A 23,006-nucleotide genomic window follows, 5' to 3' on the forward strand; every position below is an offset into this window, starting at 1 on the left:
TCGCCGACTAATCGACTCCGACCGACGCGCCGAGTCGCTCGAGCGCTTCGCGACACTCCCGATTTTCCAGGAAGGCCACCAATCCTTGCGCCGCGTCGTCACTCAACCCTGGAACGCGCGAGCGCGCACCGTCGAGCACCTCGCCACGAGTGGCCCGCGCCAAGGCACCGATGCTCGGGAAATGGTTCACGATTGCCTTTGCCCCAGCGGGCCCGATTTCCGCAATCCCTGACCCGAGCACGAGGCGCCATGCTTCCTGCCGCTTCGCCGGCGGCACGGCCGCCAGCAACTTCGCCGCGGTGCGCTCGCCGACCACTTTCTCCAGCGCTCGCTGCTCCAAACGAAAAAAATCCGCCGGCTCGCGCAGCATGTCGCTCGCGACCAGCTTATCGATCATTCCCGGGCCGAAGCCCTTCAAGTTCGCGCACTCGGCGGAAGCGAAGTGCTCCAGACGTCGCCGCACTTGCGCCGGACAATCGCGATTGGAGCAACGCACCGCCGCCTGCCCTGCTTCCGCCGCCAACGCCGTGCCGCAAGACGGGCAATCAGCCGGAAACGCGAACGGTGCGGCGTCAGCCGATCGCCGGCTGAGGTTGGCCTCGGTGATGACCGGGATGATCTCGCCCGCTTTCTCCACCGTGACGAAGTCCCCCACTCGCAAATCACGGCGCGCGATCTCGTCGCGATTGTGCAACGAGACCCGGCGGATGGTCGCGCCGCCGAGCTTCACGGGCTCCACCTCCGCCACCGGCGTGAGCACGCCGGTGCGACCGATCTGCAGCGTGATCGCGCGCAATCTCGTCTCGGCGCGCTCCGGTTCGAATTTATACGCGACGGCCCAATTCTGCGTATTCTCGGCATCGCCCAGTTTTTCCCGCTGCGCGGCCGAGTCCACTTTCACCACGGCACCGTCGATCGGGAAACCCAACTTGGGACGCGCCGCCTCGACGATTTTCACCTCGCGCCAAGCCGCGGCGAATCCGACCGCCGCGCGCGCCCACTCCGGCCGCGGCAGCTCCCACTCCGCCAACCGCTCGAGCAATTCCCGCTGCGAAGCTGGTGCGCTAACCGCCGGTGTCCACGCGCCCCAACCGTAGAACACTACTTCCAGTTTTCGGCCGGCTCGCTCGCTCGCGTCGGTGGATTTGAGGGTGCCCACGGCGACGTTACGGGGATGCGCAAACGGCTCCTCGCCCGCCTCGCGGCGCGCGGCGTTGAGGCGCTCGAACTCCGCGTGCCGCATGAAGACCTCGCCGCGCAACTCCACGCGCGTGGGCGCCTCACCGTGCTTCACGGACAATGTTGCCGGCACTTCGGCGCATTCCAGCAGGTTGGCGGTCACGTCGTCACCCTCGCGCCCGTTGCCGCGCGTGACCGCGCGGGTGAGTCGGCCGTTTTCGTAGGTCACGCTGATCGACAGGCCGTCGTATTTCGGTTCGACGATGTAGAGCACTTCCTCGTCGCCCAACGTTCGCGCGATCTTGCCGAGGAATTTCTTCAGGTCCGTCTCGCTGTGGCTCTTTTCAAGTCCAAGCACCGGCACGACATGTCGCGCGGTCGCAAACGCGCCGGTCCGATCGTCGCCCAGAGGCGCGCTTTCAGGTTTTTCCCGATCATCCGACAGAAGACGCTGCTCAAGCGTGCGGAGCTCGCGCTTGAGGGCGTCATACTCCGCGTCGGTGATCTCGGGGGCCGCCTTCTTGAAATACAGCTCATCGTGATGCGCGATCACCGCTCGGAGGTGCTGCAATCGAACCGCGTCCGCGCCCGGGGATGCGGCATCCTGTGCCGACGCGGGGACGACGAACGCGAGTGCGCAGACGACAAGGTGGACGATTCTGCGGAGCGAGAGCTGCATGGCGGCGGGTTTCTTCGGTGAGGGCCCGTGAGTGTTGCATGCGAAACTACCGGCCTCATCACTCCCGTCAGTCGCTCAAACCACACCGATTAGATGAAGCGGCGAGCTTGACTGCGCGAGAACCACACGCTCTGCCTGCGCAAAAGAAAAGGCGCGCTCCATAGAGCGCGCCTTGAAGTTGTGGGCTGGAGGCTGAGGGCATGGGCGCAGCAAGACTGCGCCCCTACGCATCGGCTTAGTAATCCATGCCGCCCATGCCGCCGCCGGCGGGCATGGCCGGAGCCTTTTCCTTTTCAGGAATCTCCGTGATCATGCACTCGGTGGTGAGCAGGAGGCCCGAGATCGACGCGGCGTTCTGCAGCGCAGTGCGGGTAACCTTGGTCGGGTCGACGACGCCGGCCTTGACCAGGTCTTCGAAGTCGCCGGTGGCGACGTTGTAGCCGAAGTTGCCCTTGCCCGCGAGGACCTCCTTGACGACGACGCCGCTATCGACGCCGGCGTTGGTGCAGAGCATGCGGATCGGGTGCTCGATGGCGCGACGCACGATCTGGGCGCCGAAGGCTTCGTCGCCTTCGAGCTTCAGGTTCTCGATGACCTTCGCGGTGCGGAGGAGAGCGACGCCGCCGCCGGCGACGATGCCTTCCTCAACCGCGGCGCGCGTGGCGTGGAGGGCGTCTTCGACGCGAGCCTTCTTTTCCTTCATCTCGGCTTCGGTGGCGGCGCCGACATTGATGACGGCAACGCCACCGGCGAGCTTCGCGAGGCGCTCTTGGAGCTTCTCACGATCGTAGTCGGAGGTGGTTTCGTCGATCTGACGACGGATTTGCTTCACGCGGCCCTGGATGTCGGAGCCCTTGCCGGAGCCTTCGACGATGGTGGTGTTCTCTTTGTCGACGACGATGCGCTTGGCCTTGCCGAGGTCGGAGACGGTGAGGTTCTCGAGCTTGAGGCCGAGGTCCTCGGTGATGCACTTGCCGCCGGTGAGGACCGCGATGTCCTCGAGCATGGCCTTGCGGCGGTCGCCGAAGCCGGGGGCCTTGACGGCGCACACGTTGAGGGTGCCGCGAATCTTGTTCACGACGAGCGCGGCGAGGGCTTCGCCTTCGACCTCTTCAGCGATGACGAGGAGGGGCTTGCCGCTCTTCGCGACGGTCTGGAGGAGCGGGAGGAGCTCCTGGAGGTTGGAGATCTTCTTCTCGTGGATGAGCACGTAGGCGTCTTCGAGGACGGCCTCCTGGGCTTCCATGTTGGTCGCGAAGTAGGGCGAGAGGTAGCCCTTGTCGAACTGCATGCCTTCGACGACGTCGAGGGTGGTCTCGATGGACTTGGCCTCTTCGACCGTGATCGTGCCGTCCTTGCCGACCTTGTCCATCGCGTCGGCGATGATCTCGCCGATGGCGGTGTCCCAGTTGGCGGAAACGGTGGCGACCTGGCGGATCTCTTCGCGGTCGTTGACCTTCTTGGAGATTTTCGCGAGCTCGGCGACGGCGGCCTCAACGGCCTTGTCGATGCCGCGCTTCAGGTAAACCGGGTTGGAGCCGGCGGTGACGTTCTTCAGGCCTTCGCGATAGATGCCTTCGGCGAGCACGGTGGCGGTGGTGGTGCCGTCGCCGGCGCTGTCGCTGGTCTTGGAGGCGACTTCCTTCACCATCTGCGCGCCCATGTTCTCGTAGGGATCGGGAAGCTCGACTTCCTTCGCGACAGTGACGCCGTCCTTGGTGACGGTCGGGGAACCGAATTTCTTGTCGATGACGACATTGCGGCCCTTGGGCCCGAGGGTGACTTTCACCGCGCGCGAGAGGAGCTCGACGCCACGGAGAACTTTCTGACGAGCGGCCTCGTCGAACAGGAGTTGTTTGGCTGCCATGATACTAGAGTAAGTTGAAGTTTAAGGTTTAAGTTGAAGCGGAAGAAATCAGCCGATGACGCCGAGGATGTCGTCTTCGCGGACCAGCGTATACTTCTGGTCCTCGATCTTCACTTCGGTGCCGCCGTATTTGGAGATGAGCACGCGGTCGCCGACCTTCACTTCGAAAGGCGTGACTTTGCCGCTCTCGTCCTTCTTGCCGGTGCCGAGGGCGATGACCTTGGCCTCCTGCGGCTTTTCCTTGGCGGAATCCGGGATGATGATGCCACCGCGGACCTGCTCTTTTTCCTCGATGTGCTGCACGAGCACGCGATCACCGATGGGTTTGATGTTCACTTTAGCCATGTTGGTTTAGTGGGTTTAGTTGGAGGTTGATTGGGGAGAAAATGAAGCGAACCCGGTCGCAGCGTGCGGCGCGGGTTCACGGTGAATGGGCTTACTTCTTGTCCTCGTCGACGATCTCGACGTCGGCATCGACGACTTTGCCGTCGGCCTTCTTGGCCTTCTTCGGCTCGGAAGCAGAAGCTCCGGCGCCCGCGTTCGGCTGCGCGCCGGCGGCGGCGCCGCCCGCGGCCTGGGCCTGCTGGTAGAGCTCGGCGCCGATCTTCTGGAGGTTTTCCAGCGCGGCCTTCATGCGGACGACGTCGTTGGACTCGAGGTCCTTCTTCGCGTCCGCGAGGGCGGTCTCGAACTTGCCCTTCACGTCGGCGGGGATCTTGTCGCCCGCGTCCTTGAGGGTCTTTTCGAGTTGGTAGATGGTCGTATCGAGCTGGTTTTTCGCCTCGGCGGATTCCTTGCGCTTGGCGTCTTCGGCGGCGTTGGCCTCGGCTTCGCGGGTCATCTTCTCGACTTCTTCCTTCGAGAGACCGGAGGAACCTTGGATCGTGATCTTCTGGTCTTTGCCGGTTCCGAGGTCCTTCGCGGTGACGTGGAGGATGCCGTTGGCGTCGATGTCGAAGGTGACTTCGATCTGCGGCGTGCCGCGCGGCGCCGGCGGGATGCCGTCGAGCTTGAACGTGCCGAGGATCTTATTGTCGCGCGCCATCGGGCGCTCGCCTTGGAGGACGACGATTTCGACGCCGGGCTGGTTGTCCGAGTAAGTGGAGAACACCTGCGCCTTCTTCGTCGGGATCGTGGTGTTGCGCGGAATCATCGGCGTCGAAACGTCGCCCGCGGTCATGATGCCGAGAGTGAGCGGCGTGACGTCGAGGAGGAGCACGTCGCGAACCTCGCCCTTAAGCACGCCGCCTTGGATGGCCGCACCGACCGCGACGACTTCGTCGGGGTTGACGCCTTGATGCGGGGGCTTGCCGCCGAGATTCTTCGCGATATCGACGACCTTCGGCATGCGGGTCATGCCGCCGACGAGGACGAGCTCGTCGATTTTGTCGGTCGAAACGCCGGCGTCCTTGATGCAGTTCTTGAACGGCTGGAGGCAGCGCTCGAAGAGCGGATCGCAGATGCGCTCCATCTGGGCGCGCGTGAGCTGGAGATTGAGATGCTTCGGGCCCGACGCGTCCGCCGTGATGAACGGCAGGTTGATGTCGTAGGTCGTGGCGGACGAGAGGGCGATCTTCGCCTTCTCGGCCTCTTCCTTCAGACGCTGGAGCGCCATGGCGTCCTTGCGGAGGTCGATGCCGTTTTCCTTCTTAAAGCTCTCGACGAGCCACGAGATGATGGCGTCGTCCCAGTTGTCACCGCCGAGATGCGTGTCGCCGTTGGTGGCCTTCACCTCGAAGACGCCGTCGCCGATCTCGAGGATCGACACGTCGAACGTGCCGCCGCCGAGGTCGAACACCGCGATCTTCTCGTCCTTCTTCTTGTCGAGGCCGTAGGCGAGCGACGCTGCCGTCGGCTCGTTGATGATGCGGAGCACTTCGAGGCCGGCGATCTTGCCGGCATCCTTGGTGGCTTGGCGCTGCGCGTCGTTGAAGTAAGCGGGGACAGTGATGACGGCCTGCGTGACCTTCTCACCGAGGTAGGACTCGGCGTCGGCCTTCAGCTTGCCGAGCACGAAGGCCGCGATCTGCTGCGGCGCGAAGGTCTCGGTCTTGTCGCCGGCCTGCACCTCGATGTAGGCGTCGCCGTTTTTGCCGGCCACGACCTTGTAAGGGAGGTTCTTCGCCTCTTCGGAGACTTCCGTGAATTTGCGGCCGATAAGACGCTTCGCGGAGAAAATCGTGTTCTTCGGGTTTGTCACCGCCTGGCGTTTGGCGGCCTGGCCGACGATGCGCTCACCGCTCTTGGTGAATGCGACGATGGACGGCGTGGTGCGGGCACCCTCGGCGTTCGGGATAACCACCGGCTCGCCACCCTCCATGACGGCCATGCACGAGTTCGTTGTGCCCAAATCGATGCCTAGAATTCTGCTCATGATGCCAGCCTCTTCGCAAAGGGCGTGCCCAGTGTTCATGCAATTTGTCGAATACTGAACAATAACATCTTACGCGATTTCCGAGACCCGACCTTTGCTCCATTCCACTGCCCCACGGGCCACTATGTCACACAGCGCGCCGCGGCGCGCTGTCACACTGTGCCACACGTCGCGTTTGTTTTCCGCGTCCGAGGGCCTAAGTTGCCCGCATGGAGACGATTGAAATGCCAGACGCCGTGCCGGTGATGACGCTGCCGAACACGGTGTTTTTTCCGCAATCTCTTCTCCCACTCCACATCTTCGAGTCCCGCTATCGGGCTATGCTGCGCGACGTGTTGGCGACGAACCGGCTTTTTGCCGTCGCGCATCTCGACGCGGCGCGCACGGACGAGCCCGGTGCCGTCGAGCCGCCGCATCGCATCGCTTCGGTCGGGATTGTGCGCGCCTGTCAGGAAGCCGACGACGGCACTTCCAATCTCCTGCTCCAAGGCGTCTGCCGGGTCGAGATTCGCGAAATCCTCCGCGAGGTGCCGTATCGGATGATCGCCGTGCAACCGCTCGCAAGCGTGCGCGGTGGCAATCACACCCAACTCGAAATCATGCGCCTCGAAGTGCTGCGGCTGCTGAACCTGCGCCGCCGTCTCGGCGCTCCCGGCCCGAAAGGCATGACGCAATTTCTCGAGAGCATCGAAGACTTCGACACCTTCGCCGACGTGGCCGTGTTCAACCTTTGCGACGACACGAAAGTGAAACAGCGCCTGCTCGAGGAACTCGACACGCGCCAGCGTCTGAAGCTCTTCGCTGCGCAACTGCGGCTCGACATCGAGCAGCAGCGCCTGCGCAAAAAACTACAGGGCGAGCTGTCCGACGACGGTATCGCGAACAACTGAATCCCGCCTGCGCACGCCTGCCGCGCCCGGGATCGCGGCGACCACCTGCAACTGCGCGAGCGTCAATGCACGCCGCCCGCGAGCGGCTGCGTCGCGCGCACCCACTCGGCGACCGGCACGCCGCCTTGCAGATGCTCGCGCCGGATGCGGTCGAAGCGCTCCGGCGTCACCTGCGAATACCACACGCCTTCCGGATACACCACGAGCCACGGGCCCTCGGTGCACACGCGCAGGCAGTCCGCCTTCGTGCGCATCACGGGCAGATTGTGCGCCTTCACCTCGGCCTTGAGGTGCTGCCACGTCCGCTCGCCGTCCTCGAGCGCGCAGCACTCGGGGCCGCGGCAGAGGAACAAGTGACGGCGCGCGGACGACAGGCCGGCTTTCTCGAAGCCTTTCGCAACAGCGTCCATTTCCCGCTCACCCGCGCATGGCCAGCGCGTAGTTCGCTTCGGCCTGCGCCCAATTCACGACGTTCCAATACGCTTTCACGTAATCGCCGCGCAGATTCTGGTAATGCAGGTAGTAGGCGTGCTCCCACACGTCGAGACCGAGCACGGGCGTTAGACCTTCGCTGAGCGGCGAATCCTGATTGGCGGTCGAGTGCACGACGAGCTTGCCGCCCTTCACGCTGAGCCACGCCCAGCCGCTGCCGAAGCGCTTCATCGCCGCGTCAGCGAACTGCTTTTTGAAGTCCTCGAGCGAACCGAGATCACGTGCGATGGCCGCTGCGAGCTTTTCGCCGAGCGCGGACGAACCGGCGGGCGCGAGCTGGTTCCAGAAGAAGGTGTGGTTCACATGGCCGCCAGCGTTGTTGCGAACGCCGGTGCGGATCGCTTCGGGCACGCTGGCCAGATCGCGCACGAGCGCTTCGGGGCCTTTCGCGAGTAGTTCCGGGTGCGACACGAGGAGCTTCTTCGCGTTCGTGATGTAGGCCTGGTGGTGCTTCGAGTGGTGAATCTCCATCGTGCGCGCGTCGATGTGCGGCTCGAGCGCGGCGTAGGCATAGGGCAGTTTCGGCAATTCCCAACCGAGTGTGGTGCCGCTGGCGACAGTGGCGGTTTCACCGGCGACGGCACGCACGTTCATCGCGCCGAGGCTGGCGAGCGCCACGCCGGCGCCGAGGGTTTTGAGAGCATCGCGACGCGTCATTCCCGGGGTAGTCGTGGATTTCATGCACCCCAAGATGGGCACAAAAAAGCCGGGCGCAAGCGCCCGGCTTGGAAGTGAATCAAGCAGCCCGCGCTACGCGCGCACCGCCATCGTGCCGTCGGCGACGATCTTCTTCTGAATTTCGGCGAAGGCCACGTTGACCTCGTCGTCGGTGAGCGTGCGCTCGGCGGAGCGGAACGAGAGCGAGAAGGCCACGCTCTTCTTTCCTTCGGGCAGGCCGGTGCCTTGGTAGACGTCGAACACGTCCACGCTTTCGACTGCGAACTTTGTCGCGGCCTGGCGGGCGACCTGCAGGAGCTGCTGGCGGACCTCCTCGGCGTGGCGCGTCGCGTCGACCACGAGCGCGATGTCGCGCAACGCGGCGGGAAACAGGCTGAAGTTCTGGAACCGGCGGTGCCCGCTCTCAGCCGAGAGCTTGTCCGGCAGGATCGCGAACATGCCGCCCCAGACCTTGCCCTCGACGCCGGCCGCGCGGACCATGGCGAGGTTGAGCAGGCCGAAGCGCGCGGCCCAGCCGTCCTTCATCTCACCTGCTGCGGCGGCGTGCCCTTCCTGCCACCCCCAGAACGCACCGGTGACCGGCACGATCGGCTGGGCGTTCAGGTTGAGGCCGGCCTGCGCGAGCAGGATTTCCAGGTGCCGTTTCACGGAGAAGAAATCCGGCTCCGGCCGCGCGAGCCAGGCGCGATCCTTCGGGTTGTGGGCGACGATGAAGCCGACGCCGACGCACTCGTGCACCGTGCCGTTCATCTCGACGAAGACGCGACCGGTCTCGCACAGGCGCGACACGGAGAGGCCGCGGGACTGGTTGAGCTTGAGCGATTCGAGCAGTCCGAGCACGAGCGTCGGACGCAGGCTCGACTGGTCCTCGACGAACGGGTTCGAGAGCGCGAGCTCCTGGGCCGCAGCATCGGAGACCCAGGTCTTGAGCTCCTTGGCGGAACGCAGCGTGTAGTTCACACACTCGTGAAAATGCTGGCCGACGAGGTAGTCGGTGACCTTGCGGTTGAACACCGCGATCGGGTCGTCCTCTGCTTCCGGCAGCGCAGGGCCGACGGCGGGCGCGGGCGGGACTTTCTCCGTGCCGTAGATGCGCAGGACCTCCTCGACCAAATCGATCGGGCGGTCGAGGTCGCCGCGGTAGCTGGGAACATCGACGGTCCACTCGGGCGTGCCATCGACCAGCTGGCTCTCGCCCACGATGGCGAGGTTGAGCGCGGTGAGAGCGGCGCGAATTTCGGCGTCGGCGATTTCAAAGCCGAGGCGCGCGCGGATGTAGGCTGGCGTGACCTTGATCTCGCGCGACCACGGCTGCTCGCCGCCGACCTTGAACGACGGCCCGACGACAGTGCCACCGGCGGTTTCGAGCAACAGATCTACCGCGCGGCCGGCGGCCTCGAGCGTGCTGTGCGGATCGACGCCGCGCTCGAAGCGATACGAAGAATCGGACGCGAGGCCGAGGCGCTTGGAAGTCCAGCGGATCGACTGCGGGCGGAAGTAAGCGGCTTCGAGGACAACGTCGGTCGTGGTCGCGTCGACCTCCGCGTTGGCGCCGCCCATGATGCCGGCGACGACCATCGGGCTCTTCTCGTCGGCGATGACGAGCATGCGGCTGTTCAGCGCGCGCTCCTTGCCGTCGAGCGTGGTGAGTTTTTCGCCGTCGACAGCGCGGCGGATGACGACCTTGCGGCCGCCGATTTTCTTGGCGTCGAAGACGTGCAACGGCTGGCCGAGCTCGAGCATCACGTAGTTGCCCACGTCGACGAGGTTGTTGATCGGGCGCAGTCCGACGGCCTTCAGGCGCTCCTGCATCCACGCGGGGCTCGGGCCCACCTTCACGCCGGCGATGGCGATGCCGATGTAAAGCGGACAATCCTCGGGCGCCTCGACGCGGATATCGGCGAGGATGTCGCCGCGGAAGCCCTGCGTCTCGTTGCGGAATTTGACCTGCGGGTAGCAGAGGTCTTTGCGGAACCACGCGGCGATCTCGCGCGCGATGCCGATGTGGCTGAGCGCGTCGGGGCGGTTCGGCGTGATCTCGATGTCGAACACGGTGTCGCCCGGAGGCAGCACGGCGTTGATCGGCGTGCCGATCGGCGTGGCCGGATCGAGCAGGAGCAGGCCGGCGTGATCGTCGCCGAGGCCGAGTTCGTCGGCGGCGCACATCATGCCCTGCGATTCGTGACCGTAGGTTTTGCGCAGCGCGATGGCGAAGCCGCCGGGGAGAACCGCGCCCGGGAGCGCGACCGGCACGCGGTTGCCGGGATTGCAATTGGGCGCGCCGCACACGATCTGGCGGATGCCACCGTGGTCGGCTCCGACGTCGACGGTGCAGAGCGAGATTTCCTTTTTGAGGTTGGGAATCTTCTCGCGCGTCTTGATCTCGCCGACGACGACATGCTGCAGCGGCTGGAGGCCGGCGGTGGCGACGCCTTCGACCTCGAAGCCGACGAAAGTGATCGCGCGCTTGAGCTCGTCGACGGAGACGCCGTCGAGGTTCACGTATTGTTTGAGCCAGTTGAGGGAAATTTTCACGGAAGGATTTTTAACACAGAGAGCACAGAGAACACGGAGGCTCTGTGACCTCTGCGTCCTCTGTGTTTAGGATCAACTCAGGCGAACTGTTTCAGGAAGCGGACGTCGTTCTGGTAGAAATAGCGGATGTCATCGATGCCGTAGACCAGCATCGCGAGGCGCTCGAGGCCCATGCCGAAGGCGTAGCCGGTCCAGACGTTGGTGTCGTAGCCGACGGCCTCGAACACGGCCGGATCGACCATGCCGCAGCCGCCGATCTCGATCCATTCCTTGTTCACCTTCGGGAGGTGCTTGGCGGAGAGATCGACCTCGAAGGACGGCTCGGTGTAACTGAAATAGTGCGGGCGGAAGCGCGTCGTCGTGCCTTTGCCGAGCAGCGAGGCGAAGATGTAGTCGAGCATCGCCTTCAGGTCGCGCACGGTGACGTTCTTGTCGACGTAGAGGCCCTCGAGTTGATGGAAGTTGGCGCTGTGCGTGGCGTCGGTGGTGTCGCGGCGATAGACGCGGCCGGGCGAGATCACGCGAATGGGCGGCTGGCCTTTCAGCATCGTGCGGATCTGCACGGAGGAGGTGTGCGTGCGGAGGAGGTATTTCTCGCCGTCGACCTTGCGCAAGACGTTGCCGAAGCGCGCGGCCTCCGGGAAATAGAACGTGTCCTGCGCGTCGCGGGCGGGGTGATCGGGCGCGGTGTTGAGCGCGTCGAAGCAGTAATACTCCGTCTCGACCTCCGGGCCTTCGACGACGGTGAAGCCGGCCTTGCGCATGATGCGGCACATCTCTTCGCGGACCTGCGTGAGCGGGTGGTAGGTGCCGGGGCCGGCATCGGGCGACGGGAGTGTCGGATCGACGGCGGCCCCGAGTTGGGCGGCGATCTCGGCGTCGGCGATGCGCGCGAGCGTGGCATCGAGCTGGGCTTGCAGTTGGCCTTTGGCCTCGTTGATGAGCTTGCCCATGACGGGGCGCTGCTCCTTCGGCACGGTGCCGAGCTGCTTCATCAAGGCGGTGAACTCGCCGTTGGGGCCGACGTAGCGGGCCTTGGCGGCCTCGAATTCGGCACGCGACTTCAGCGCCGCGAGTTCCGCGGGCGCCTTGGCGAGGAGGGCGTTCAGGGTGTCTTGCATCGGGAAAAGAAAAAGGACGGGCGCTGTGGGCAGCCCGTCCTTCAGGGAAGTGGTTGTTAAACCGAAGGCGAGCCTCTAGCCGGCTCGCGTGTGTGTTGCTCAGGCCTTGGCGGCCTTCGCCTTCAACGCGTCCTGGGCTTTTGCGACCAGGGCCTTAAAAGCGACGGCATCGGCGATCGCGATCTCGGAGAGAGCGCGACGGTCGAGCAGGATGTTGGCGGCCTTGAGGCCTTCGATGAAGCGGCTGTAACTGATGCCGGCTTCGCGGCACGCCGCATTGAGACGCACGATCCAAAGGCCACGCATGTTGGCCTTCTTCTTCTTGCGGTCAGCGTAGGCGTATTGCCAAGCGTGCTGGACCGCTTCCTTGGCGTAGCGGAACAGCTTCGATTTGTTGCCGAAATAGCCCTTGGCGTATTTCAGCACTTTCTTGCGGCGCTTGCGCGACGCGGGGGAGTTGGTGACACGAGCCATGTTTAGTTTTGGTTTGGGTCGCCGGCGGGTCGGTTCGTTAGACGTTCACCCGCCTGGCGAAGTTGTGGTTTTCGTTGCGGCTGGTTTTAGAGGCCGAACGGGAGGCAGCGCTTGAGCGGCTCCGCATGGCCATCGGCCACGAGCTTGTCGCGGGAAGCACGGCGTTTGGACTTCGTGCTCTTCGCGGCCAGCAGGTGACGGAAGCCGGGCGTGCGGCGGATCAGCTTGCCCTTGGCGGACAGCTTGAAGCGCTTGGCGACGGACTTTTTGGTCTTTTGCATGACGAGAGCGGACGAAAACAGAGAGCCGCGCCCGCGTTGGCAAGGGGAAATTGGTCAAACAATCGCCCAGATTCCAAACTCAGACCGGCGCGACGCGTCACCTGACCGGCAGCGATTTACGCAGCGAAAATACGCTGCACCCGCATCGGCGAAGACAGTGCGCACGAATGCGCAAAGGACGCGGAGAGAGCAGGCATCGGAGCGGATACAACAGAGGCGCGGCCTTGCCGCAGCTTTCCACCATGATCTCACGCCCTGTTCCGCAAACCGCGACCTTGGACGCCAATGAGGCTGTCGCCACCGTCGCATATCGCCTCAGCGAACTGTTCGCCATCTATCCGATCACGCCGTCGTCGCCGATGGGCGAATGGGTCGACGAATGGTCGGCCCAAGGCCGCAAAAACCTCTGGAATCACGTGCCCGAGGTCATCGAGATGCAATCCGAGGGTGGCGCGGCCGGCGCACTGCACGGCGCGCTGAACGCCGGCGCACTCGCCAGCTCGTTCACCGCCTCGCAGGGCCTGCTGCTCATGATCCCGAATCTCTACAAGATCGCGGGCGAGCTGCATCCCTTCGTGCTGCACGTCACCGCGCGCTCGCTTGCGACGCACGCGTTGTCGATCTTCTGCGACCACGGCGACGTCATGGCCTGCCGCCAGACCGGCTCCGCGATGCTCTGCGCCAACTCGGTGCAGGAAGCGCTCGACTTCTCGGCCATCGCCCACGCCGCGACGCTCCGCACGCGCGTGCCGTTCATCCACTTCTTCGACGGCTTCCGCACCTCGCACGAGGTGCAGAAGATCAACCTCCTCTCCGACGACGACCTGCGCGCGCTCCTGCCGCAGGGTGCGATCGAGGCCTTCCGCCAAAAAGCGCTGACGCCCGATCGTCCGTCGATCCGCGGCACTGCGCAGAATCCCGACGTGTTTTTCCAAGCCCGCGAAGGCGCGAACAAGTTCTATGATGCCGTCCCCGGCGTCGTGCAGGAACTGTTCGATAGCTTCGCCGTCCGCACCGGCCGCGCTTACAAGCTGTATGATTACGAAGGCGCGCCAGATGCCGATCGCGTCGTCGTCGTCATGGGCTCTGGCGCCGAGACCGTCGCCGAGACTTCCGCCTGGCTGAACGCCAAGGGCGAGAAGACCGGCGTGCTCAAAGTCCGCCTCTACCGCCCGCTCGACGCCAACGCCCTCCTCGCCGCGCTGCCGAAGACAGTCCGCAAGATCTCCGTGCTCGACCGCACGAAGGAGCCCGGCGCGATCGGCGAACCGCTGTTCCTCGACGTCGCCGCCGCGCTCTACGAGAGCGACCGCGTGGGCAAAGTGGAACTCGTCGGCGGCCGCTACGGCCTCGGCTCGAAGGAATTCACACCGGCGATGGCCAAGGCCGTCTACGACGATCTCGCCACCGCTTCGCCGAAGAAGCGTTTCACCGTCGGCATCAACGACGACGTCACCAAGCTCTCCCTCCCCTACGACGAGAAATTCGATCTCGAAACCGACGACACGCGCCGCGCGATGTTCTTCGGCCTCGGCGCGGACGGCACCGTCGGCGCGAACAAGAACTCGATCAAGATCATCGGCGAAGGCACCGACCTCAACGCCCAGGGCTTCTTCGTCTACGACTCCAAGAAGTCCGGCGCGATGACCATTTCGCACCTGCGCTTCGGCCCGAAGCCGATCCGCGCGCCGTATCTGATCGCCAACGCCGACTTCGTCGCGGTGCACCACTTCCCGTTCGTCGAGCGCATGGAAGTCCTCGCGCAAGCCCGCCCGGGCGCGACGCTGCTCCTCAATGTTGCGACACCCGCCGACAAGGTCTGGGACCGCCTCCCGAGCGAAGTCCAAGCGCGCATCATCGATCTCAAGCTCAAGGTCTACTCGATCGACGCCTACACCGTCGCCCGCGCCGCCGGCATGGGCGGCCAGATCAACACGATCATGCAGACGTGCTTCTTCGCGCTTTCGGGCGTGCTGAAGCGCGACGAAGCGATCGCCGCCATCAAATACGCGATCAAGAAAACCTACGGCAAGAAGGGCGACGCCGTCGTCGCAAAGAACAACGCCGCCGTCGACGCCGCTCTCGCCGCGATGCACGAAGTCGCCGTCCCGGCCGCGGTCACGGCGCGCTTCTCGCGCCCACCCGTCGTCGCGAAATCCGCGCCGGAATTCGTCCAGCGCGTCACGTCCATGATGCTCGCCAACCGCGGCGACGAGCTGCCCGTCAGCGCGTTCCCGGTCGACGGCACCTGGCCAACCGCCACGACGAAGTGGGAAAAGCGCAACATCGCGCTTGAAATCCCCACGTGGGACCCCGCGCTCTGCATCCAGTGCAACAAGTGCGTGATGGTTTGCCCGCACGCCGCCATCCGCTGCGCCGCCTTCCCCGACGCCGACAAGGCCAGCGCGCCCGAAACGTTCAAGAGCACCAAGCTCAAGAGCGCCGCCGCGCCGAATTACCAATACTCGATCCAAGTCGCGCCCGAAGACTGCACCGGTTGCACGCTTTGCCACAAGGTCTGCCCGGCGAAGGACAAGACCGACCTCAAGCGCAAGGCGCTCATGATGGCGCCGATCGAGCCGTTGCTGGCCAAGGAGCGCGAGAACTTCGACTTCTTCCTCCAGCTCCCGCCGGCTCCCGCCGCGCTGCTCGAGGATACGGTCAAGGGCACGCAATTCCGCGAGCCGCTCATCGAGTTCTCCGGCGCCTGCACCGGCTGCGGCGAAACGCCTTACCTGAAGCTGCTCACCCAGCTCTACGGTGATCGCCTGCTCGTCGCCAACGCCACCGGCTGCTCCTCGATCTACGGCGGCAACCTGCCCACCACGCCCTACACGACCAATCGTGACGGCCGCGGCCCGGCCTGGTCCAACTCGCTCTTCGAGGACAACGCCGAATATGGCCTCGGCATCCGCGCCGGCGTCGACCAACTCGCCGTCCAGTCGCAGCAACTCCTCAAGGAACTCGCGCCGCAACTGCCCGCTGAAATCGTCAACGGCATCACCGCCGCCGACCAACTCACCGACGCCGGCATCGCCACTGCGCGCGGCCATGTCGCGGCGCTGAAGAAACTCCTCCCCGCCCTCGCCAGCGACGAACGCGCCAAGCGCCTGCTCGAACTCGCGGACTACCTCGTAAAGAAGTCCGTGTGGATCATCGGCGGCGACGGCTGGGCCTACGACATCGGCTTCGGCGGCCTCGACCACGTCCTCGCAAGCGGCCGCAAGGTCAACATCCTCGTCCTCGACACCGAGGTCTACTCGAACACCGGCGGCCAGCGCTCGAAGTCCACGCCGCTCGGCGCAGTCGCGAAGTTCTCCGCTGCCGGCAAGGACACCGACAAAAAGGACCTCGCGCAGATGGCCGCCCATTACGGCCACGTCTACGTCGCCCGCGTCGCTCTCGGCGCCAAGGACAGCCAGACGGTGCAGGCCTTCATCGAAGCCGAAAAACACCCCGGCCCGTCCCTGATCATCGCCTACTCGCACTGCATCGCGCACGGCTACGGCCTCTCCGCCGGCCTCGACCAACAAAAACTCGCGGTCGATACCGGTTACTGGCCGCTGTTCCGTCACGATCCGGAGCGCGCTGCGAAGAACCTGCCGGTCGACATCATGGACTCCGGCGCCCCCAAGCAGCCGCTCAGCGCCTACACGAAGAATGAGCTGCGCTACCAGGTCCTCTTCAAGGCCAACCCGGAGCGCGCCGCGAACCTCGCCGACCAAGCCCAGAAGGCCGTCGACAAGCGCGTCGCCAGCTACCAGCAGCTCGCGGCCAACGCCGCCGCACCGAAGCCCGCCGCCCCGGCCGCGCCGGCGACCGAGGTCAAACCGAACAACTGAGGAACCCCGCCCCACCCCATGAACCTCACGACCAAGTATCTCGGCCTCGAGCTCAAGAGCCCGCTGATGCCCGGCGCGTCGCCCCTCGCGATGCGCCTGGATAACATCCGCAAGCTCGAGGATGCCGGCGCGTCCGCGATCGTCATGCACTCGCTGTTCGCCGAACAGATCGAGGGCAACGCCGTCGCGGTCTCGCGCCACATCGAGCGCTGGCAGGACAACTTCGCCGAAGCGACGTCGTTCTTCCCGCAAGGGCAGGACTACCTGCTCGGGCCGGACGAATACCTCGACCGCCTCACCGCCATCAAGGCCGCCACCAACCTGCCCGTGATCGCGTCGCTCAACGGCACGCACCTCGGTTCCTGGACGGACTACGCGCGCCTGATGGAGAAGGCCGGCGCCGACGCGATCGAACTCAACACCTACTTCTTCGCCACCCGGCGCGACGAATCGTCCGCCGAGATCGAAGACCGGGTGCTCGAGATCGCCCGCACCGTGCGCGCCAGCGTCCAGATCCCGATCGCGATGAAGCTCTCGCCGTTCTTCACCTCGCCCGTCCATCTCGTGGCCGAACTCGAGACGGTCGGCGTGAACGGCGTCGTGTTGTTCAACCGGATCTTCCAACCCGAGATCGACATCGAGACCTTCGACGTCGTGCCGCGACTCGGCCTCTCCTCGCCCGAGGACCTGCGCCTGCGCCTCCGCGCGCTTGCGCTGCTCCGCGACCAGGTGAAGCTGAGCCTCGCGTGCTCCGGCGGCGTGCACAGCGCCGCCGAGGTTGTGAAGGCTCTGCTCGCCGGCGCCGACGCCGTCCAAGTGGTCGCCGCGCTCCTGCGCGACGGCCCGGACACGCTCGGCAACATCCTCACCGAGCTGAAGCTCTGGATGGACAAGTTCGAATACACCTCGGTGTCCGAGATGCGCGGCGCGCTCAGCCTGCGCAACTGCCCGGACCCCGAAGCCTACGAACGCGGCAACTACCTTCGTTCGCTCCAGCTCTGGCGGGAGTGAACCTGGGGCCATAGTCCCAACTGCAAAACACAACCCGCGCGGTGCAGCGCGGGTTGTTTCGTTTGGCACCTCGAGAAGCTTCATCTGAACGTGGTTGAAAGGCGTAAGACTCGAGCATCACCATCTCAGCCAGATCAGACGGCATCAAATGCTCACGAAAGAGACGCTCCTCGCCCAAGGCTTCCGCACCACTGATGAGGCCTTGTCGACCTTGGGAAAGGCCATGCAGCACTGGAAACACATTCGAGGCACGCTGAGACGGGACGGCGCTGACTTGCTGTGCTCTGCGCCTCCCCACGGCCGTTCCGGTCCGTTTCGCTATCCAGCGCAAGTGCTGCTTCGCGCCGATCAGGATTCTCGCATCTCTGTTTGGCTGAGCCTGGAGTATCTATCGAAAAGAGAGTCGATCTGGCTGCTCGCCTCCTTTCTATTTTTCCCCGCACTTTGCGCATATCCTGACGGACGGCATCTCGGGCTCGGCGTCGGATTGGGGGCATTCAGTGGTTTCGCACGCGCGGCGTTTCTCTTTCTCGGGGCGAGGCGGGTGGAAAGCGACTTCGTGAGGCTCTACCGACCAAACCGCGATCCCGCCCAAGCGACGACCAGAAACACAAACGCCGCCTGAAAAGGCGGCGAAAATGGTCGGGGCGGTGAGATTCGAACTCACGACCTCTACGTCCCGAACGTAGCGCTCTACCAGGCTAAGCTACGCCCCGACAGCGGAAGAGAGCGGTTAATCAGTCGCCTGCGCGAGGGCGAAGCAAGCAGAATCTTGTCGCTGCACACGTCACGCGCAGGAAAAGAAAAAAGCCGCGTCTCGCGACGCGGCTGAAAGTTCATGTCAGGGAGAAATCAGTTCTTCGGCGCGGGCGGCGGCGGCATCGCGGCGAACGAGCTGGCGCCAACCTTCGTGGCCACCATGTCGACCATGCGCTGGATTTCGAGCTCCGCATTGCGGCGCGCGATCTTGGCGAGTTCGACCTGCTTCGAGAGCTCGAAGGCTTCGCGATTGGTCTTCTCCTTGAGGGAGCGGAGATCGTTGAGCTGGAGCTCGAGGGCGTTGGCGTCCTTCTGGTTCTTGTCGGCTTCGGCGAGATACTTGTCGGCCTCGTCCTTCAGCTGGCGCATCGCGTCCTCGTATTCCTTGATCTTCTTCTGTTCCTTGGCGCGATCTTCGGCGTCACGCTCGTCCTGACGCTTCTTGGCGTCGGCGGCGGCTTTCTTTTCGATCTCGGCGCGCCGCGCGTCGTCGGCGGCTTTCTCTTTGTCTTTCTGGACCTGCTTCGCGACTTCCTTTTCGTGCATTTCTTTCAGCGCGCCGTTGTAGAAAAACAGGAACACGCCGAGCAGCACGACGGGAACGATGATGTAAAACTTGTTCATGATGGGTGTGCGAAACGAAGGGGTTAGCTCTTCTGGGCCTTGGCGGCGGCTTCGGCGGCGGCCTTGGCGGCTTCGGCGGCGGCGAGCTTATCGAGGAGATCGTAGTAATACTTCACGTTGGCTTCGGCCTGCTTCACATAGGTGCGGAGGAAGGCCTGCTCATCGGCATTCTTCTTCTTCTCGTCCTCAAGCTTGGCAACCTCGGCCTTGACGCCTTCGACGTCCTTCTTGAGGCGCTCGAGCTGGTCGCGCGTGCGCTTGCGGTCGTCGAATGCGCGCTGACGGCGGTCTTCGGCTTCGAGACGGGCCTTCTTCTTGGCTTCATCGAGGCGCTCTTTCTCTTCGCGCTCCTTCTTGCGCTTTTCCGTCGCCTCGATGGCGGTCTTGATTGCGGCTTCGCGAGCGAGGATGTCTTTCTTGGCCTTTTCCTTCTTCTCGTCGTCCTTCGCCTTACGGACGGCGACCTGCTTCGCCTCGTATTCCTTGGTGAAGTTCCAGTAGATGCCGCCGAAGGCGAGCAATCCAAGCAGGGGGACCAGGATGTAGATCTTGTTCATGTTTCGTTTAAGGGGTTAGAGAGCTTTCGCGGCTTTGGCTTCGCGTTCCTTGATGAGGTCTTGAATCGCCTGCTTCATGCGGGTGCCTTCGGCTTTGCCTTCGGGCGTGGCGATCGCGCGTTCTGCGGCGTCGAGCGCAATGTCGAACTTCTTCAATTCGTAGGCGATGAAGGCGAGGAAGAGGTAGGTGGAGTGCGGCTTGTTGCCGCCGCCCTTCTTGACGGAGGACTGGAGGAAGGGCAGCGCTTCATCGAGCTTCTCCATCGCGTAGTAATTTTGGGCGATGAGATATTCGAGTTGACCGTTGGCCTTCGGGAAAACCTTCGCCGCTTCCTTGAGCGTGTCGATGGCTTTGAAGTCCCGATTCATCTGCTGATAGGAATAGGCGAGCAGTTCCCAGTTTTTTTGGTCGTTCTCGATCGTGCCGCTGTGGAGGCCCTTTTCGAGAAGTTCGGCGGCGCGCTCGTATTGACCGATGTTGAAGTGAATGCCGACGAGGTTGAAGTTGTCCTTCGGGGCATTCATGAAGCCATTGGCTTGGGCTCGCTCGAAGGCGAGGATGGCGCGGATGTCCTGCTGCTGGCCGAGGTAGAGCGCAGCGAGCTGCTGCCAGTAGTTGCGATTGTCCGGGTGCTGCTTGACGAGCAATTCGAGCAATTCGGTGGCTTCGGCGTTGCGATTGAGGTGCTGGAGGCAGACGAGCTTGAGCAGGTAGAGATTGTCTTTCGGGCGGGTCGACATGCGCATGGCCTTGTCGACGATATCGAGGGCCTTCTTGACGGCTTCGACGTCGGGGTGCTCGGTATCCTGCGCGGCGCGGTTGAAGAGCAGCGAAGCGTAGAAGAGGAGCGCGTCGGGATTCGGTTTCTTGTTCAGCTTCATCCAGCGGCCCATATAGACGTCCGCTTTATCGAAGTAGCCGCCAATGACGGCCGGATTCTTGCTGGTCGTCGCTTCCTGATAGTAGAGCTGCGCGAGGAAGTAGAGGAACTCGAGCGTGGTGCGCTCCTCGAAGTAGTTCGGCGTGTGCGACTCGGAGAGCTGGAGGGCTTGTTCGAGCGGCGGGATTGCGGCGCTGTAGTCGGTCTTCTGCAGGAGCGTTTGCGCTTTGATTTGCAGGAGAACGGCGGCATCGAAACTGCCCTGATCCTTGAGCTTGGCCATCTGGGCATCCACGCCCGTGAGGACCGCGTCGTAGTTCTTGGCTTCCGCAGCGGTCTTGTAGGGGCCGCCCAGGAACTCGCTGACGGGCTCGGAGAGGTTGTAGGGCTTCTCAGCCTGGGCGAACGCGCTGCCGGTCAGCAGCGCGACGGCCAAAGCCGCGAGCGCGCGAGCGGAGAAGCGGGAGAGGAGGGAAGACATGATTTAGGAGTCCTCGGAGAGAGTGAACGGAATATCGATCTGGCAGCGCGTGTTGACCGAGCGGCCGCCCTTCTTGCCGGGCTTGAATTTCCACTTCGAGACCGCCTGCATGGCGGGCTGCTCGAACTCGCGCTGGCTGGACTTCACGACCTGCACAGCAACCACATCGCCACTGGACGAGACGATGAATTCGAGAGTGACCGTGCCGGTGATGCCGGCGCGGCGCATTTCGAACGGATAATTCGGCGCGACTTGCACACGAGCGACCGGGACTTGGTCGAGGTTGGCGACGTCGAAGAGGTCCTTCATGCCGGCACCGAGCTTGGTGCCGGGTTTCACGACCGGAATCGAAATCGCGCCCTTCGCGGCGGTGAGGCCGGGAGGCGGCGGAGGCTGCAGCGGCTGCGTGAAGGCAGTCACGGACACGGATGGAACGTCGGCGAGGCTCGGCGGGGCGAGCTGGTTGGTGGGAGCCTCCTCGGAGAGCTCCTCCACCGTCTCCTCCTTCTCAGGTTCGATGACAGGCATCTCCATCTGGATGAGTTCGGTCTTTTCCTCGGCGGCTTTGGCTTTGGGCTTGGGCTTGGTGTTGAAGCCGTAGAGGAACGTCGCGTGGAGCGCGATCGAGACGACGAGGCCGATGATGAGATCTCTACGCATGGATTACTTGCCGGTGGGGCGGGTGCGGGTTTCGACCGAGAATTTTTGGATGCCGGCCTTGCGGATTTCGTCGAGCACCTGGACGGTCGCGCCGAAGCGCGCCTTCTCGTCGCCGGCGATGAGGATTTTCGGGTCCTCCGTCTGCGACTTGTAGTGCGCGATGCGCGCAGGCAGCTCCTGCATGTCGATCAGCTCGCGGTTCCAGAAGATGTTACCGGCTTCGGAAACCTGAATGGTCGTTGGCTCGTCCTGCTTGTTGTTCGTGGAGGGCACGCCAGCGGGGAGGTCGACCGGAACGGAGTTGATGCGGTTCAGCGAGAGCGTGAAGAGCACGAAGGTCGCGAGAAGGAAGAAGATGACGTCAATGAGCGGGATGATCTCAATGCGCGCCTTCTTGAGCTTCGCGACTTTGATTTTGGTGCCTTGCTGCATGTGTGAGGGTGCTTAACGAGTGACGCGCGACGCGTCGTTTTCTTAGATCAGCGGGCGCGGGTTTCGATGAACACCTTCGTGAAGCCGGCTTTGCGGGCTTCATCGAAAACATAGATCGCCTGCGCGAAAAACGCGCGTTCGTCGCCGTTGATGAGAATGCGACCTTCGGGGTCCGACGCCTTGAACTGCTGGAGGCGCTGGAGAAACTCGTCGAGGGTGACGAGGTCCTTGTTCCACGCGAGGGTGCCTTCGTCAGTCACCGTGATGGTGACCGAGCCGGCGGGATCGCGCGGTTCGCCGGTCGCGGAGACCGGGAGCTGAACGTTCAGGCCGTTGGATTTGTTGAGGGAAAGGGTGAACAGGACGAACGTCGCGAGCAGGAAGAAGATGACGTCAATGAGAGGGATGATCTCAATGCGCGCCTTCTTGGTGCCGCCGGGGCCTGTGCCACCACCACCGCCGTGCATGTCTGGATGGGTCGAGGGTTACCGATAAGGTGACCCGCGCTTAGCGGTTCACGCTCTCGGACTTGTTGATGATGATCTCGAGGGAGTTGGAAGCGTCTTCGACTTCGTGACGGGCTTCTTCCAGACGGGCATTGAGATAGTTGTAGGGGAGCAGGCCCGTGATGGCGATCGCGAGACCGCAGGCCGTCGCGATGAGCGCCTCGGCCACACCACCGGTGATCTGACCGGCCGCCGAAGCGATGTCGCCGCCGGAGAGGGCGCCGAAGGTGTTCATCATGCCCGTGACCGTGCCGAGAAGACCGAGCAGCGGGGCGGCGGTGATGCAGGTGTCGAGCGTCGGGAGGCCTTGCGAGAAGCGCTGGAGCTCCTGATTGGCGGCGCGGGTGAAGGCGTTGCCGAGAGAGTGCTCTTTGTGGGTCAGCGCGTAGACGAGGATGCGCGCGACGTAGTCCTGGCTCTTCTTGCCCATCTCGACGGCACCGTCGACGTCACGGGTCTCCACTTTCTCAAGCATCTTCTCAACGACCTCGGGCTGACGGCGGGTCGCTTCACGGATGATGAAGATGATGCGCTCGACGGCGACCGTGATGAGGAGGAACGACACGAGCAGAATGGGCCACATGATGGGGCCGCCGTGCTTGAACAGCTCCATCGGAGTCTGGTTCATCAGGAACGCCAAGGGCAGGTGTGCAGTGATCATAGTGCGATTTAGGGATTAGATT

General features: G+C 63.8%; 21 protein-coding genes and 1 tRNA gene. 4 read left to right on the forward strand and 18 right to left on the reverse strand.

Going from position 1 to position 23,006, the window contains the following annotated elements:
- Positions 1-7 precede the first annotated feature (7 nt).
- The 4 genes from ligA to dnaK form a co-directional block, all read right to left on the reverse strand.
- A complete protein-coding gene (gene ligA, locus KF715_05930; GenBank protein MBX3736208.1) occupies positions 8-1,858 on the reverse strand; it encodes an NAD-dependent DNA ligase LigA in 1,851 nt (616 codons plus the stop codon).
- A gap of 235 nt (positions 1,859-2,093) precedes the next feature.
- Positions 2,094-3,725: a chaperonin GroEL gene (gene groL, locus KF715_05935; protein MBX3736209.1), complete on the reverse strand. Its 1,632-nt coding sequence runs from the start codon at positions 3,723-3,725 to the stop codon at positions 2,094-2,096.
- A 48-nt stretch (positions 3,726-3,773) separates the two neighbouring features.
- The gene (locus KF715_05940) at positions 3,774-4,070 is read right to left on the reverse strand and encodes a co-chaperone GroES (protein MBX3736210.1); all 297 of its coding nucleotides are present in this window, start codon (positions 4,068-4,070) and stop codon (positions 3,774-3,776) included.
- A gap of 91 nt (positions 4,071-4,161) precedes the next feature.
- Positions 4,162-6,099, reverse strand: a complete 1,938-nt coding sequence (gene dnaK / locus KF715_05945; GenBank protein MBX3736211.1) for a molecular chaperone DnaK — start codon at positions 6,097-6,099, stop codon at positions 4,162-4,164.
- Positions 6,100-6,308: 209 nt separating this feature from the next.
- Between dnaK and KF715_05950 the strand changes: the two genes are divergently transcribed.
- Positions 6,309-6,989 carry an LON peptidase substrate-binding domain-containing protein gene (locus tag KF715_05950; protein ID MBX3736212.1) on the forward strand — a complete coding sequence of 227 codons (681 nt, stop codon included), beginning with the start codon at positions 6,309-6,311 and terminating at the stop codon, positions 6,987-6,989.
- A gap of 62 nt (positions 6,990-7,051) precedes the next feature.
- Here the strand turns inward: KF715_05950 and KF715_05955 are convergent, their stop codons facing one another.
- The 6 genes from KF715_05955 to rpmI all read right to left on the reverse strand — a co-directional run bounded on the left by KF715_05955 (position 7,052) and on the right by rpmI (position 12,570).
- Positions 7,052-7,399, reverse strand: coding sequence for a hypothetical protein (locus KF715_05955; GenBank protein ID MBX3736213.1), 348 nt, complete (start codon positions 7,397-7,399; stop codon positions 7,052-7,054).
- A 7-nt stretch (positions 7,400-7,406) separates the two neighbouring features.
- Entirely contained in the window at positions 7,407-8,075 is a 669-nt protein-coding gene (locus KF715_05960; protein MBX3736214.1) for a superoxide dismutase, read from the reverse strand.
- A gap of 156 nt (positions 8,076-8,231) precedes the next feature.
- Complete coding sequence (pheT, locus tag KF715_05965; protein ID MBX3736215.1) at positions 8,232-10,694, reverse strand: phenylalanine--tRNA ligase subunit beta; 2,463 nt, start codon at positions 10,692-10,694, stop codon at positions 8,232-8,234.
- A 77-nt stretch (positions 10,695-10,771) separates the two neighbouring features.
- On the reverse strand, positions 10,772-11,815 hold the full coding sequence (pheS, locus tag KF715_05970; protein ID MBX3736216.1) for a phenylalanine--tRNA ligase subunit alpha: 1,044 nt from the start codon (positions 11,813-11,815) through the stop codon (positions 10,772-10,774).
- A 99-nt stretch (positions 11,816-11,914) separates the two neighbouring features.
- Positions 11,915-12,289 carry a 50S ribosomal protein L20 gene (rplT, locus tag KF715_05975; GenBank protein MBX3736217.1) on the reverse strand — a complete coding sequence of 125 codons (375 nt, stop codon included), beginning with the start codon at positions 12,287-12,289 and terminating at the stop codon, positions 11,915-11,917.
- 86 nt (positions 12,290-12,375) lie between these two features.
- Complete coding sequence (rpmI, locus tag KF715_05980; protein ID MBX3736218.1) at positions 12,376-12,570, reverse strand: 50S ribosomal protein L35; 195 nt, start codon at positions 12,568-12,570, stop codon at positions 12,376-12,378.
- A gap of 242 nt (positions 12,571-12,812) precedes the next feature.
- Between rpmI and nifJ the strand changes: the two genes are divergently transcribed.
- From nifJ to KF715_05995, 3 genes are all read left to right on the forward strand, one after another.
- On the forward strand, positions 12,813-16,412 hold the full coding sequence (nifJ, locus tag KF715_05985; GenBank protein MBX3736219.1) for a pyruvate:ferredoxin (flavodoxin) oxidoreductase: 3,600 nt from the start codon (positions 12,813-12,815) through the stop codon (positions 16,410-16,412).
- Positions 16,413-16,430: 18 nt separating this feature from the next.
- On the forward strand, positions 16,431-17,423 hold the full coding sequence (locus tag KF715_05990) for a dihydroorotate dehydrogenase-like protein (GenBank protein ID MBX3736220.1): 993 nt from the start codon (positions 16,431-16,433) through the stop codon (positions 17,421-17,423).
- A 148-nt stretch (positions 17,424-17,571) separates the two neighbouring features.
- On the forward strand, positions 17,572-18,048 hold the full coding sequence (locus KF715_05995; protein ID MBX3736221.1) for a hypothetical protein: 477 nt from the start codon (positions 17,572-17,574) through the stop codon (positions 18,046-18,048).
- A 14-nt stretch (positions 18,049-18,062) separates the two neighbouring features.
- Here the strand turns inward: KF715_05995 and KF715_06000 are convergent.
- The 8 genes from KF715_06000 to KF715_06035 form a co-directional block, all read right to left on the reverse strand.
- Positions 18,063-18,139 (reverse strand) — tRNA-Pro (locus KF715_06000).
- 136 nt (positions 18,140-18,275) lie between these two features.
- Positions 18,276-18,806 (reverse strand): hypothetical protein, encoded by a 531-nt coding sequence (locus tag KF715_06005; protein ID MBX3736222.1) that lies wholly within the window; start codon positions 18,804-18,806, stop codon positions 18,276-18,278.
- 23 nt (positions 18,807-18,829) lie between these two features.
- On the reverse strand, positions 18,830-19,363 hold the full coding sequence (locus tag KF715_06010) for a hypothetical protein (protein ID MBX3736223.1): 534 nt from the start codon (positions 19,361-19,363) through the stop codon (positions 18,830-18,832).
- A 15-nt stretch (positions 19,364-19,378) separates the two neighbouring features.
- Complete coding sequence (locus KF715_06015; protein MBX3736224.1) at positions 19,379-20,725, reverse strand: hypothetical protein; 1,347 nt, start codon at positions 20,723-20,725, stop codon at positions 19,379-19,381.
- Positions 20,726-20,728: 3 nt separating this feature from the next.
- Positions 20,729-21,385, reverse strand: coding sequence for an energy transducer TonB (locus tag KF715_06020; GenBank protein ID MBX3736225.1), 657 nt, complete (start codon positions 21,383-21,385; stop codon positions 20,729-20,731).
- Between the two features lie 3 nt (positions 21,386-21,388).
- Positions 21,389-21,817 carry a biopolymer transporter ExbD gene (locus KF715_06025; protein ID MBX3736226.1) on the reverse strand — a complete coding sequence of 143 codons (429 nt, stop codon included), beginning with the start codon at positions 21,815-21,817 and terminating at the stop codon, positions 21,389-21,391.
- 47 nt (positions 21,818-21,864) lie between these two features.
- A complete protein-coding gene (locus tag KF715_06030) occupies positions 21,865-22,284 on the reverse strand; it encodes a biopolymer transporter ExbD (protein MBX3736227.1) in 420 nt (139 codons plus the stop codon).
- Positions 22,285-22,324: 40 nt separating this feature from the next.
- Entirely contained in the window at positions 22,325-22,984 is a 660-nt protein-coding gene (locus tag KF715_06035) for a MotA/TolQ/ExbB proton channel family protein (GenBank protein MBX3736228.1), read from the reverse strand.
- Positions 22,985-23,006: the final 22 nt, after the last annotated feature.

The organism is Candidatus Didemnitutus sp. (assembly GCA_019634575.1).
Lineage (GTDB): Bacteria > Verrucomicrobiota > Verrucomicrobiia > Opitutales > Opitutaceae > Didemnitutus.